Source organism: Pseudonocardia endophytica (assembly GCF_004339565.1).
Taxonomy (GTDB): Bacteria; Actinomycetota; Actinomycetes; order Mycobacteriales; family Pseudonocardiaceae; genus Pseudonocardia; species Pseudonocardia endophytica.
Genome location: NZ_SMFZ01000002.1, coordinates 1,104,780 through 1,117,478, shown reverse-complemented (window position 1 = coordinate 1,117,478; position 12,699 = coordinate 1,104,780). Strand labels below are relative to the sequence as shown.

11 protein-coding genes are annotated in these 12,699 nt (G+C 75.6%); 2 read left to right on the top strand and 9 right to left on the bottom strand.

Annotation, left to right across the window (positions count from 1 at the left end; all coding sequences use genetic code 11):
• Nucleotides 1-3: 3 nt before the first annotated feature.
• The 6 genes from EV378_RS24110 to EV378_RS24085 all read right to left on the bottom strand — a co-directional run bounded on the left by EV378_RS24110 (nucleotide 4) and on the right by EV378_RS24085 (nucleotide 6,743).
• The gene (locus EV378_RS24110) at nucleotides 4-618 is read right to left on the bottom strand and encodes an HNH endonuclease (protein ID WP_424511253.1); all 615 of its coding nucleotides are present in this window, start codon (nucleotides 616-618) and stop codon (nucleotides 4-6) included.
• A 144-nt stretch (nucleotides 619-762) separates the two neighbouring features.
• Nucleotides 763-2,730, bottom strand: a complete 1,968-nt coding sequence (locus tag EV378_RS35995; RefSeq protein WP_243653745.1) for a glycosyltransferase — start codon at nucleotides 2,728-2,730, stop codon at nucleotides 763-765.
• Nucleotides 2,727-3,986 carry an O-antigen ligase family protein gene (locus EV378_RS24100; RefSeq protein ID WP_132429707.1) on the bottom strand — a complete coding sequence of 420 codons (1,260 nt, stop codon included), beginning with the start codon at nucleotides 3,984-3,986 and terminating at the stop codon, nucleotides 2,727-2,729. The genes EV378_RS35995 and EV378_RS24100 overlap by 4 nt, the downstream gene beginning before the upstream one ends.
• A complete protein-coding gene (locus EV378_RS24095) occupies nucleotides 3,983-5,107 on the bottom strand; it encodes a glycosyltransferase family 4 protein (protein ID WP_132429706.1) in 1,125 nt (374 codons plus the stop codon). The genes EV378_RS24100 and EV378_RS24095 overlap by 4 nt, the downstream gene beginning before the upstream one ends.
• Entirely contained in the window at nucleotides 5,104-5,994 is an 891-nt protein-coding gene (locus tag EV378_RS24090) for a class I SAM-dependent methyltransferase (RefSeq protein ID WP_132429705.1), read from the bottom strand. Before EV378_RS24090 ends, EV378_RS24095 begins: the two co-directional genes overlap by 4 nt.
• The gene (locus tag EV378_RS24085; RefSeq protein ID WP_132429704.1) at nucleotides 5,994-6,743 is read right to left on the bottom strand and encodes a class I SAM-dependent methyltransferase; all 750 of its coding nucleotides are present in this window, start codon (nucleotides 6,741-6,743) and stop codon (nucleotides 5,994-5,996) included. Before EV378_RS24085 ends, EV378_RS24090 begins: the two co-directional genes overlap by 1 nt.
• Before the next feature lie 172 nt (nucleotides 6,744-6,915).
• Between EV378_RS24085 and EV378_RS24080 the strand changes: the two genes are divergently transcribed.
• A complete protein-coding gene (locus EV378_RS24080; RefSeq protein WP_132429703.1) occupies nucleotides 6,916-7,899 on the top strand; it encodes a glycosyltransferase family 2 protein in 984 nt (327 codons plus the stop codon).
• Complete coding sequence (locus tag EV378_RS24075; protein WP_132429702.1) at nucleotides 7,896-9,419, top strand: oligosaccharide flippase family protein; 1,524 nt, start codon at nucleotides 7,896-7,898, stop codon at nucleotides 9,417-9,419. The genes EV378_RS24080 and EV378_RS24075 overlap by 4 nt, the downstream gene beginning before the upstream one ends.
• Before the next feature lie 468 nt (nucleotides 9,420-9,887).
• On the opposite strand, the gene EV378_RS24070 is transcribed toward EV378_RS24075, so the two are convergent.
• From EV378_RS24070 to EV378_RS24060, 3 genes are all read right to left on the bottom strand, one after another.
• Complete coding sequence (locus EV378_RS24070) at nucleotides 9,888-10,784, bottom strand: class I SAM-dependent methyltransferase (RefSeq protein WP_165922456.1); 897 nt, start codon at nucleotides 10,782-10,784, stop codon at nucleotides 9,888-9,890.
• Nucleotides 10,785-10,874: 90 nt separating this feature from the next.
• Complete coding sequence (locus EV378_RS24065; protein WP_132429700.1) at nucleotides 10,875-11,057, bottom strand: hypothetical protein; 183 nt, start codon at nucleotides 11,055-11,057, stop codon at nucleotides 10,875-10,877.
• A 186-nt stretch (nucleotides 11,058-11,243) separates the two neighbouring features.
• The gene (locus EV378_RS24060) at nucleotides 11,244-12,374 is read right to left on the bottom strand and encodes a cystathionine gamma-lyase (protein ID WP_132429699.1); all 1,131 of its coding nucleotides are present in this window, start codon (nucleotides 12,372-12,374) and stop codon (nucleotides 11,244-11,246) included.
• Nucleotides 12,375-12,699: the final 325 nt, after the last annotated feature.

Here is a 12,699-nt window from a genome sequence, read left to right as displayed (position 1 = left end):
TCCTCACGCGGCGACGTTCAGCCACGGCTCCCACGCCGGGAGCGGTTCGACGGCCAGCACCAGGACACCACCCGCACTGCGCGACGGCGGCGCGGGCTTCACGCGCAGCGTCCAGCCCAGCTCCTCGACGAGCCGGTCGGCCTTGCGCGAGTTGCAGGCCCGGCAGGCCGCGACGCAGTTCTCCCAGCTGTGCACGCCTCCGCGGCTGCGCGGGATGACGTGGTCGATCGTGTCGGCACGGCGGCCGCAGTAGGCGCAGCGGCGGGCGTCCCTGCGGAGCACGCCCGCGCGGGTCATCGGGACGGCGCGGCGGTACGGCACGCGCACGTAGCGGGACAGCCGCATGACGGACGGCGCGGGGAGCGACAGGTTCTCCGAGCGGAAGGCGGCGCCCTCGAGCGCCTCCTGGATGCACTCGGCCTTGCCGGAGAGCAGCAGCACGATCGCACGCTTCGCGGTGACCACGGCCAGCGGCTCGAAACTCGCGTTCAGCAGCAGGACCCTCGACCCCGGGGGCACCGCACCCGGGTCCGGTGCGGGCCGCAGTGCCGTCCCCGTATCGAGATCGTCGACGACCTCGAGGTCGGCACCGCTGGGGACCGGTTGTCGGTACGGCACGCGACCACCTCCGGGGGAGCGACTCGGCGCTGCCACCCGGCTGGTACACGCGACCGGACGGCTGCCTGTAGTCGACCATACGGAAGGCGGGTTACGACAGTGTGATAGCCGGGCCGACGGGAGGTGTCCCCGCTCGGCCGGCGCCTAGACGAGCACCACCGCGAGGAGGTCCGCGTCGGCGGGGAGCGCCGCGACGGTGCCGGTCAGGTCGCCGGTCCCGGTCCGCCGACGGTCCGCGACGGCGACGACCGGACGTCGCCCGCCGGGCTCGGGACGCGACGCCTCGAGATCGGCGGCCAGCGCCCGGACCGGGTCCTCCAGCCCGGGACCCGCCGCGACGACGCGCGGGACCGTGTCCCCGGCGAGCAGCCTCAGGCGCTCGCGCAGCACCGGGTCGGCGACGTCGAGCACGGCCACCGGGGCCCGACCGGTCGCGGTGACGGCGCGCAGCAGGGCCGCGTGCGGAACCGACCGCCTGCGCGGGAGCAACAGCGCCGCGACGACGGCCGCCGCGACGAGCCCGGCCAGCAGGGCGAGGGCGGCACCGATCGTCGTACCCGGGGAGACCTCGGTGACGACGGCCCTGGCGTCCACCGGCGAGAGCGTGCCGGCCGGGGCGAGCGGTCGGGACGCCTCGATCCGGGCGGCCAAGGCCTGGGCCAGGGCGGCGGCCGTGTCCGGGTCGTCGTTGCGGACGCTCACCCGGGCCACCCCCGAGCCGGGCAGGAGCTCGACCGACACGTCCGGACGGATCGCGGTCCCGGACGGCGCCCCTGGCACGTCCGACGAGACGCCGTCCAGGATCGACGGGCTCGTCGCCAGCTCCGGCAGCGCGGGCAGCGCGAGCGCCACGACCTCGCCGTAGCCGGTGGACGGGGCCTCGCCGCTGGCGACGGAGCTGCCGCCGGCGTCCGGGCGGGCGATCATGCCGACCGTGCCCTGGTAGCCGGCCGGCGCGGCGAGCACGCCGGCCAGCACGGCCGCGAACACGAGCACGCCGGCCGACGCCGCCCGCAGCCCGACCCACAGCCGCCCGGGGCGGGCCGGGGCCAGCCGGGCGTCGCGCAGCACGGCGTCGTAGCGGTCCAGGACGACGGCCGGGTCGTGGTCGGCCGCGATCCGATCGTGCGCGGCACGGACGACCCGGTCGCGCTTCCCGGCGTCGTCGAGCACGTCGCGCAGGCCCCTGGCCACCGCACCGGGGTCGCCGGCCGGGACGAGCACGCCCGCCCCGTCGCCGAGGGCCTCGCGGACGCCGTCGACGTCGGTGGCCACCATCGGGCGCCCGGCCGCCATCGACTCGAGGACAACCATCGGCAGGCCCTCCCAGTCGCTGGTCAGCACGCACGCGTCGGCGGCGGACAGCAGCTCGGGCACGTCGTCGCGGGTGCCGAGGAACCGCACGCGGTCCCCGAGGTGGTCGGCCGACTCCTCGAGGCCGGCCCGCAGCGGCCCGTCGCCCGCCAGCAGCAGCACCGCGTCGGCGGGCATCTGGTCCCAGGCCCGCAGCAGCACGTCGTGGCGCTTCTGCTCGACCATCCGGGCGGCGCACAGCACCACGTCCGTCCCGACGGGCAGGTCGAGCGCGCGGCGTGCGGCGTCCCGCTCCCGATGCTCCGGCGCGGGCACCGCGTTGCGGATCACCGTCAGCCGCGGGCCGCGCAGTCCGGCCGCGGTGAGCCTGCGGGCGATCGCCTCGGACACGGCGACGACGACGTCGGACGTCCGGGACAGGATCCGCGCCGCGCTCGCGTAGTCGTCGGCGGCGACGCCGTGGAACACGGTGACCAGCGGCGGCCTGCGGCGCATCAGGTGCAGCGCCAGCCACGCGACGATCCCGACCAGCACGTTGTGCGCGAGCACGACGTCCGGATCGAACCCCCGCACCGCCCGTCGCAGATCACGGACGGAACGGACCATCGCGAGCGGGGACCGGCGGGCCATCCGCATCGGGCGCACGTCGACGCCGTCGGCGGCGAGCTCGTCGGCACGCACCCCGCCGGAGCTCACGACGCAGGACGTCCACGGCCCGCGGGCCAGCTCGGCGGCCACCCGCTCGGCACCGCCTGCGCCCATCTCGTTGATCACCTGGAGCACGCGCGGGCCGGTCACGGCTCCACCCTCCGACGACTGCGCAGGTGCAGCGCGCACGCGACCGCGATCATCGACCACAGCGGCATGTAGTACTGCTCGGACAGGAACGTCGAGGCGACGCAGATCGCGATCAGCGAGCCCTGCACGCCCAGCGGCAGCAGCCGTTCCGGGCCGTCGCCGGCGGCGCGCACGGCCCGTTCGGACGCCCAGAGCCCGACACCGATCGTCGCGGCGAACCCGGCCAGGCCGACCAGGCCCAGCTCGGCCGCGGTCTCGACGTACATGTTGTGCGCGACGGGCGTCTGCTCGGCGAGCTCGGCGTTGTGCGAGACGCCGAGGTAGTTGCTGCGGAACCCGCCCGGCCCGACGCCGAGCAGCGGGTGCTCCGGGATCATCGTGGCCGCGACCTCCCAGCGCAGCGCGCGGTCGTCCACGTTGGACCCGGCGACCTGGTCCTTCTGGTTCAGCGCCGTCCCGACGAGCGTCGGGAACAGCGCGACGACGACGACGGCCGCCACCACGACGGCGGCCCCGGCCGCGGCCAGCACCCGGCCCGGGATCGCGCGCCGCAGCGCCAGCCAGACGAGCGCGACGCCGAGCGCGATGAACCCGCCGCGGGACACGGTGACGGCTGCACCCAGCACCAGGACCACCACGAGCACCCCGATCAGCGCGACGGCCGGGCGAGGCAGGCTCGTCGTGCGGTCGGGACGGGGACGGCGCGCGAACAGCGCGATCAGCAGCGGGACGGCCGCGACGACCACGTAGGCCAGGTCGTTCGGGTCCTCCATCGGGCCGGACGCGCGCGGCTCGCCCTCGACCAGGAAGCTCCACAGCGCACCGCCGCCGGCGATCGCCGCGCCGGTCACGGCCGCCCAGACGACCACCCTGGCCGGCACCTCGCGGGACGCGACGTCCAGCAGCACGAGCGCGGTGAGCAGGTAGGACAGCCAGCGCTGGGTGTACTGCATGGTGAACGTGTCGCCGTTGTGGATCGCCGCGGACGCGAGCACCGCGATCGCGAGCAGGCCGAGCGCGACGTGCACCGGGTGGAACTGCGGGGTGCGCAGCCGTCGCACCCGCACGGCGAACCAGGTCACGACGAGCAGCGCGGCCGGGACCTTCGTCAGCGTGTCGCTGTACTCCAACAGGTAGCCCTCGCAGGACCCGAGCCCGACGGTGACGAACACGAGCACCTGCAGCAGCCGCGCCTCGACGCCGCTCGTGCGGGCCCGGTCGACCAGCGGCGCCGTCCGTTCCAGGAGGAGGCTCACCGGACCCCCATGGCCGCGTAGAGCCGCAGGTGTCCCTCGGCGCACGCGGCGGACGAGTACCGCTCGGCGGCGCGTTCGGCAAGGCGCTTGCCGGTCAGGGCGGGGTCCGGGTCGTCGAACAGGCCGCGCAGCGCCGTGGCCAGCGAGCCGACGTCGCCCGGGACGGCGAGGTGCCGGGAGGCGCCCGGGGCGTCCAGCATCGTCGCGGCGTCGCCGGTGTCGGTGGCCAGCACCGGCTTGCCGGCGGCCATCGCCTCGATCACGACGAGCGGCTGCTGCTCCATCCGCGACGGGACGACGACGGCGTCGGCGGCCCGCATCAGCTCCGGCACGTCCGGGCGGAAGCCGAGCATCGCGACCCGGCCCGCCAGGTCCGGCCGCGCGATCCGGGCCTCGATCGCGGCGCGCTCCGGACCGTCACCGGCGATCGTCAGCCGCGCGTCCGGCGGGAACACCCCCGGCCGGGCCAGCGCCTCCAGCAGGTCGCTGATCCCCTTGCGCGCCAGCAGGAGCCCGACCACGAGGAGATGCCGGACCGGTCCCTCCGGCGGCTGCGACTCCCCCAGAGCTAGACCGTTGTCCACGTGGTGCAGCCGGGCGGCGGGCACCCGCAGGCGCCCGTGCAGGAAGCGGCGCATCGGCTCGGCCGGGACGACCGTGCGGTCGAGCACGCGGGCCAGCACGGCGTCCGCGACGAGCGTGGCCCGGGTGTGGCGCGACGGCGACGCCACGCCGGGCTCGCCGCGGAACCAGCGTTCGGACACGTCCTCCGGCACGCCGTGGTAGGTCTGCACGAGCACCGGACGCCTGCGCCTGCTCCGCAGGGCCGCCGAGGCGAGCACCAGCCCGGCGCGACGGTCGTGGGCGTGCACCAGGTCGGGGCCCCACGCGCGCACCCGGTCGAGCAGGGCACGCGCCCCGCCGACGTCGCCCTTCGTACCGACGCCGGAGACCGTCCACACGTCCGCCACGTCCGGGCCGATTCCGCGCGCGGGCCGCGGCCCGAACACGCGCACGTCGGCGCCGCCGGTGCGGTGCAGCTCGGCGGCCAGTGCGCGCGCCACGTCGACCGGGCCGCCCCGGTCCTGGGTCAGGACGTACGCGATCCGCGGACCGGTCACTGCGCCCCGCGGTACTGGACGGGCATCTCGGCCGCCGGCAGCGCCGCCTCGGAGCGGCGGCCCATGAAGTAGACACCGCAGGCGCCGTCCACCTGGTACGAGGCCGGGATCACGTGGTCCATGAAACGCAACCAGAACAGCGCGAGCCGGGTCAGGCGGCCTGCCGTGCGCGACCGGGTGAGCCCGGTGACGACCGCGCCCAGCGTCCAGATCAGCTGGACGCCGGGGCCGCCGACCACGCCGGAGTCCATCCGGGAGAACTCGCGGAACAGCCACCGGTGCCCGGACTCGGTGAACCGGGTGAAGTCGTAGGCCGCCTCGTGCACCTGCTGCAGGAACGGGGTCTCGGCGTACACGATGCCGTCCGGGCGCAGCACGCGGTGGATCTCGGCGACCACCCGGGCCGGGTCCAGCACGTGCTCCAGCACGGCCTGCACGACCACCGCGTCCACCGACCCGTCGGCGAACGGGATCCGGTGCGCGTCCGCCACGAACTGCACGTTCGGGCCCGCGTAGATGTCGAACGCCACGACCTCGACACGAGGGTCGGTGTACAGGCGGTCCGCGCCGTTGCCGATCTCGCCGCCGCCGACGACGAGCACCACGGGCAGGACCGACGTCCCGCTCTCGCGGTGCAGCGCGTCCACGAGGACGTCGACGTTGCGGCGGGTCACGGTGTCCGGGTTGACGATCCGGCGCACCGCGCGGCGGACGTTCGCGACCAGGCCCTTCCCGCGGTCGATGCTGCTGGCACCGCCGGAGGACATGAGGTGGTCACGGTCGAGGACGCTGTCGTCGAAGTCGACGTAAACCGGCCAGCGCCCGACGCGCTCGGGCTCTGCCGGCCAGTCCACGAGGCCGTCGACGCGGTGTGCGGGGGCGAGCATCAGTCCACCCTGGCGAGGACGTCGACGCGGAACCCCGCGCCGTGCGGACCGACGTCGGCGTGCACGTAACCGGTCGGGTGGTCCAGACCGGCCGCGGCGCCGAGTTTCAGCGCGAGCTCGTGCACGTCGTTCGCGTGGATCGGCTGGCCGAACGTGCCGAGGTAGTGCAGCAGCACGAGCGCGCCTCCCGGCCGGAGCCGCTCGATCATCGTGGACAGTCCGATCTCGACGATCCCGCGCTCCCAGAGGTACACGACGTCCGAGCAGACGATCGCGTCGAACGTCCCGTCCGGGAAGTCCAGCGGGAGCGTGCGGCGCTGCAGCTCGATCTCCGGACGTCCGGCGAACCGCTGCCGGGCCCGCTCGATCGCGACCTCGGAGATGTCGGTGCCGACGACCGCGTCGCACCGCGTCGCGAGCCGCTCGGTGAACGCTCCCTCGGCGCAGCCGACCTCCAGCCCCCTCGCGTAGCGGCCGTCCGGCAGCACGGAGAGCAGCTCGTCGTACTTCGCCTGCTCGAAGGGCTTCGTGTCGAACCCGTACGGGTCGCCGGTGGCGCCGTAGAACCGCTCGTGGTGGCGCCGTCCCCAGCCCGGCTGCCACAGCCAGCCCCAGTCCGCGACGTGCCGGGCCAGCTCGGGACGGCGGCGGAGGACGGCGTGGACGGCGGTGCGGGTCGGTACCGCGGCACCCCGCACGGCGGTCCTGGCCACCCGGCGCGCTGGCGCGGGGAGCTTGTGCAGCACCACGATTGGTCTCCTCGGTCGAACTCGGCCGTCTCGGTACCCGTCGTGAACCCCCGCTCGGCCGTTACGGCCGACGGGCCCCCGAGCGGGTGATCGCCGTAACGCTCGGACCGGTCCGTTCCGATGCTGTCCACGAGAACGGCAGCGGGCTTCTGATGGAGGAGGGAACCGGCGGATGCACGTACCGCGGGTCAGTTTCCTGTCCACGGCCTACCGCACCGAGGACCGGGTCTCCGGGATGATCGACTCGGTGCGTGCCCAGACGGATCCGGACTGGGAGCTCGTCGTCGTCGACAACGGGATGTCCGACGAGATGGCGGCCATCGTCACCCGGTACTCCGATGTGGACCCGCGGGTGCGCCTCCTCCGCCAGGAGAACCGCGGCGTCGCGGGCGGGCTGAACACGGCGGGCGCCGCCGCACGCGGTCGTTACGTGAGCGTCCTGAACAGCGACGATCACGTCGAGCCGGAGTTCTGCGCCCGCCTCGGCGACCTGCTGGACTCCCGCCCCGACCTGGGCGTCGCCTGCTGCGACGCGTGGTTCTTCTCCGCGCGCACCGGCGAGCGGCTCCCGCTGTCCTACATGGAGAACGGAGGTTCTCCGCGGCCCGACCCGGCGCACGTGGTGACACTGGCCGAGCTGATCGAGGGCCTCTGCCCGTACTACACCGCCCTGGTCCGCCGCGAGCTGTGGGAGTCCTACGGCGAGTTCGACGACACCACGGCCGCGGTCGGCGACCTGCAGTTCTTCCTGCGCATCGCGGCGGGAGGGCATGCGATCGTCGTCCTGCCGGACAAGCTCGCGAGCTACAGCCAGGCCGTCGAGTCGATCAGCCGCGGTGGGCGGTCGGTGATCACGCTCGAGGAGCAGCGCGAGGCGGTCGTCACGCACTTCGCGCACGAGTCCGGGCGACCAGAGGACCTGGCCGCCCTCGAGCGCGAGATCCGTCGCAGCCGCCACCGGCGCGGCGTCGTCGGGGCGCGGGTCGCGCTGTCCGACGGCGACGTCGCGGGCGCCCGCCGGGCGTCCCGGGAGGCGCTGCGCCAGAAGATCGACCTGCGCACGCTGGCGATCGCCGCCGCCGTGGCGGTGGCACCCGGCACGACGATCCGGATGCACCAGCGGCGCATCGCGCCCCGCCCCGTCGCCGCCCGATGACTCCCGGCCCGGACGGGCCCGCGAGTCCCGACGAGTCCGGTGCGGTCGGATCGCTGAGCCGGACGCTGCGCCACGGCGCCGTCATCTCCGCCGGCACGTTCGCCGTGCTGCAGATCGTCGCGTTCGCCCAGATCGTGGTGCTGGCCCGGCTGCTCACCCCGGCCGAGATCGGCCTGTTCGCCGCGGGCACGGTGCTGACCGGGTTCCTCGTGTCCACATCGGCCGACGGGCTCGCCGTGGCCCTGATCCAGCGCAGGGGCTCCGACGTCCGGGACGCGGCCGACACGGTGTTCTGGGCGTCGCTCGGCGCGGGCGTGCTGCTGTCCGCTGCGGCGCTGGCGTGCGCCCCGCTGATCGGTCTCCTGTTCGACAGCGACGCCGTCGGCACGATCGCCGCGATCACGTCCGGGGTCACGCTGCTGCACGCGCTGACCGTCGTCCCGGACGCGTTGATGCAGCGGCGCTTCGACTTCCGCAGGCGGCTGATCGTGAACCCGGTCGTGGCGATCACGAACGCGGGCGTGGCGATCGGGCTGGCCGTCGCCGGCCACGGCGTGTGGAGCCTGGTGATCGCCAACTACGCCTCCTACGGCGTGTGGGTGGTGGCGTCCTGGTCGCTGGGCCGGTGGCGGCCGGGCCGCGGCACGCCGTCGGTGGCGCTGTGGCGCGAGCTGGCGCGGTTCAGCTTCCCGCTCGTCGTGAACGGGACGGCGTGGCGGCTGCGCGAGGTGATCGAGACGGCGTTCGTCGGGCGGCGGCTCGACGAGGGCGCCGTCGGCCAGTACCGCTACGGGCGGCGGCTGGCGATGCTGCCCGGCACCGCCGTCGTCGAGATCGGGGCGTACGTGCTGCTGCCCGCGTTCGCGCGGATCGCGGGCGACCCGGAACGGTTCCGGGCCGGCTTCCGGCGCGCGCTGGCCGCGGTCTGGACAGTGTCCGCCGTGCTGGCCGCCGTGCTCGTCGCGCTCGGGGAGCCGCTGGTGGTGACGCTGCTCGGCGAACCGTGGCGGGAGGCTGGGCTGGCGTTCGCCGCGATGGCCGGGTTCGGCCTCGGCGAGGGCCTCGGCGCCGTCTCCGACGAGGCGGTGAAGGGCAGCGGGCGCTCGCACCTGCTGCACTGGACGACGGCGGTGAGCCTGGTCTCGACGGTCGTGCTGCTGGTCGCGCTGCTGCCCTACGGCCTGCTCGGCGTCGGCCTGGCGATCTCCGGGGCGAACCTGCTGATGGGGCTGACGGCCGTGGTCGTCGCCGGGCACGTGACCGGGACCCCGGTGCGCACGGTGCTCGGCGGGCTCGTCCCTGCGCTGGTCGCCGGCGCGGTGGCGGTCGCCGTCGTCGGGGCGCTGGAGCACCTCGTCGTGCACTCCGACGCGCTGCCGCTCCCGCTCGCCCTGCTCACGCTCGTCGGCGAGATCCTGCTGGTCGGAGCCGTGTTCCTGGCCGTGCTGCGGCTCGTGGCGCCGACGCTGACCGCGGAGCTGGTGTCGTCGGTGCGCCGGTTCGCGTCCGCCGCCGGCTGACGCGCTCGCCGCTCCGGGCCGGGCCAGGTTCCGGGCACGCCGCGGCCGGTCAGCCCCGCTTGCCGGCTGACCCGCTCGCCGCTCCGGCCCGCGCCGGGCTCCGGGCACGCCGCGGCCGGTCAGCCCCACTTGCCGGCTGACCCGCTCGCCGCTCCGGCCCGCGCCGGGCTCCGGGCACGCCGCGGCCGGTCAGCCCCACTTGCCGGCTGACCCGCTCGCCGCTCCGGCCCGCGCCGGGCTCCGGGCACGCCGCGGCCGGTCAGCCCCACTTGCCGGCTGACCCGCTCGCCGCTCCGGCCCGCGCCGGGCTCCGGGCACGCCGCGGCCGGTCAGCCCCACTTGCCGGCTGACCCGCTCGCCGCTCCGGCCCGCGCCGGGCTCCGGGCACGCCGCGGCCGGTCAGCCCCACTTGCCGGCTGACCCGCTCGCCGCTCCGGCCCGCGCCGGGCTCCGGGCACGCCGGGCCGGTCAGCCCCGCTTGCGGGCCAGTGCGACCAGCTTGTTGCCGCGCCCGATCCGCCGGAACAGCTGCTCGGCGACCGGCCACCCGCGTGCCACCAGCGTGTCCACGGTGGACGCCTGGCGTTCCTCGGCGAGGTGGTCGAACGTGGCCTGCATCTTCGCCTGCGGCGACGTCAGCCGGTGCACCTCGACGAGGTCGACACCGAACGGGGCGAACACCCTGCGCAGGCCCTCCTCGGTGAAGTAGATCTTGTGCTCCCAGTAGTACATCCGCCTGGCGACGTCGACCCGGCCCCCGCTGAGCCGATTCACGGCGCGCACGGCGGGGCGGACCGGGAACGCCGCGTCCGGGGTCTCGAGCAGCAGGTGCCCGCCGGGGCGCAGCCGGTCCACGACGTCCGCGACGAACGCCGTCGGGTCCGCGACGTGCTCGATCACGTCCCACATCGTCAGCACGTCCACCGGGCCGTCCAGCGCGCCGTCGAGCCCGTCCGGGAGCACCGCGGTCAGGCCGCGCTCACGGGCGCCGGCGACCGCCGTCGCGTCCACGTCGACGCCGACCGACGCCGCGCCGCGCGCCGACGACCAGGCCAGGAAGTTGCCGATCCCGCAGCCGACGTCGAGCACGGAGCCGGGTGCCGTCCCGGTCCGCGCGGCGAGGCGGTCGAACGCGAACGCGTAGCGCTCCTCGTAGCCGCGGCGCACGTCCGGCGAGGCGTAGACGGCGAACTTGTAGTCCTCCCAGTACTCGCTGTCCGTCCCGTCCTCGGCGGCAGGCGCGGGGTCGTGCAGGAACTCCGTGCCGCACCCGGCGCAGCGCAACAGCCGGTACCGTTCCTCGACGACGTGCGGGAGCTCCCGCGCGCGGTCGCCGCACGCCGGACAGGTCGGATCGGTGATCACGTCTGGCCGTTCGCCCCTGCGCCCGGTCCCGTTACGCCGCACCGGCCGTGGCGGGCCGTGACCGCCGCCACCGTGCGGGCCGGGCTGACGTCACACGTGGCCCGGCCACGCCGCCGTCCAGACCCGGCCGACGCCACCAGCGCGGCCCGAGCACGCCACCGCCCAGCCCGGCCGACGCCACCAGCGCGGCCCGAGCACGCCACCGCCCAGCCCGGCCGACGCCACCAGTGCGGCACCGGCCGCGCCCAGCGAGCGGGTCCGGGCGGCAACCACCGTGCGGCCCCGGCCATACGCCGCTCGGGCCCGGCGGGCACTCCCGTGCAGCCCGGCCATACGCCGCTCGGGCCCGGCGGGCACCCCCGTGCAGCCCGGCCACGCCACTGTGCCGGCCCGGCCTCACCACCGAGCAGGTCCGGGCGGCGCCGACGGCGGGCCCTGCCGGACCACCGCGTCGGCGCGTCAGCGGGCCACCGCGTCCAGGCCGCGCAGGACGTCGTCGACGAGGTCGTCGGTGTCCTCGCAGCCCGCGGACAGGCGGACCAGGCCCGGCGGGACCGCGTCGCCCCACCGCGCGCGACGGTCGGCCGACGTGCGCAAGCTCCCGAAGCTCGTCGCGGAGTCGACCATCGTGGTGGCGGCCAGGAACTCCCCCACCGCGTGCTCGGATCCCAGCGTGAACCGCAGGATCCCGTTCCACCGTCGCATCTGGACGGACGCCAGCCGGTGCGACGGGTCGTCGGCCAGCCCAGGCCAGCGCACGTCGCGCGCCGCGGGGTGCTCCCGGATCGCGACGGCGAGCGCCCGCGCGTTCTGCGCCTGACGCGCCAGGCGCAGGTCCAGCGTGCCCAGCCCGCGCAGCACGAGCCACGCCTCCATCGGCCCCGGCACGGCGCCGCCGCGGGTGCGGGCCGCCCGCAGCTTCTCGGCCAGCACCGGGTCGGCCGTGCTGACGTGCCCGAGCAGCACGTCGCCGTGCCCGGCCAGCGCCTTCGTGTCGCTCGCGACGACGATGTCCGCGCCCAGGTCCAGCGGCCGCTGCCCGAGCGGGGTCGCCGTCGTGTTGTCGACGGCGAGCAGCGCACCGACGGCGTGCGCGGCCTCGGCGACCTCCGCGATGTCGCACACCTCGAGCCCAGGGTTCGACGGCGTCTCCAGGAGCACCAGCCCGGGCGGCGGTCCGGCGGCGACGGCGTCGTGCCAGTCGCCGGCCGTCGCGCACTGCCGGACGTCGATGCCGAGCGGCGCGAGCTCCTCGTCGGCCAGGACGCGGGCGACGTAGTACCCGTCGCTGGGCATCAGCACCCCGCGGTCCGCGGTGGTGCACGCCCGCAGCACGGCGGCGATCGCGGCCATCCCGGACCCGAACACGGTGCACGGCCCGCCGTCGAGGGCACCGATCGCAGCCTCGAGCTCGCGCCATGTCGGGTTGTCCGCGCGGGCGTAGAAATCGGTTCCCGACGACTCGTCGTGCGGCAGTCCGAGGTGGAACGCGGTGGTGAGGACCGGCCCGTCGTGCACCGGGGAACCGACCACCCGCGTCCCCGGCGCCGGGGCCCCGCCTCGCACGCACCAGGTCCCGTCACCGCTCATCGGGCAACCCTATGTCGCGCTCCGTAGGCGACGCCCACCCCCGCGCGCCGATGCGTGAACGTGCCGCGCGATCGTTACGCCGGAGTCGGGCCCCACCCGACCGCGCCGAACGGGCGGGCGTCCCGACGGATGATCCCCCGTCGTGGAGCACAGCGTTCGCCAGGCGAACCGATCCCTCCTCGACCGGCGATCACACGGCCGTCGACAGGAGCGGTGGGCTGCCGCGAGCCGAGCTGGTGAACACGTACCGATCCGGAGAACGCACGCGGACCCGGAGAACGCCTGCGCCCGGCAGCGTGCACCCACCGAACCGGTGCGCGAACAC

Bases quoted from the DNA above. Each gene is read 5' to 3' on its own strand.
- EV378_RS24090 (WP_132429705.1), bottom strand. From the start codon at position 5,994: ATGCTCGCCCCCGCACACCGCGTCGACGGCCTCGTGGACTGGCCGGCA.
- EV378_RS24080 (WP_132429703.1), top strand. From the start codon at position 6,916: ATGCACGTACCGCGGGTCAGTTTCCTGTCCACGGCCTACCGCACCGAG.
- EV378_RS24075 (WP_132429702.1), top strand. From the start codon at position 7,896: ATGACTCCCGGCCCGGACGGGCCCGCGAGTCCCGACGAGTCCGGTGCG.
- EV378_RS24060 (WP_132429699.1), bottom strand. From the start codon at position 12,374: ATGAGCGGTGACGGGACCTGGTGCGTGCGAGGCGGGGCCCCGGCGCCG.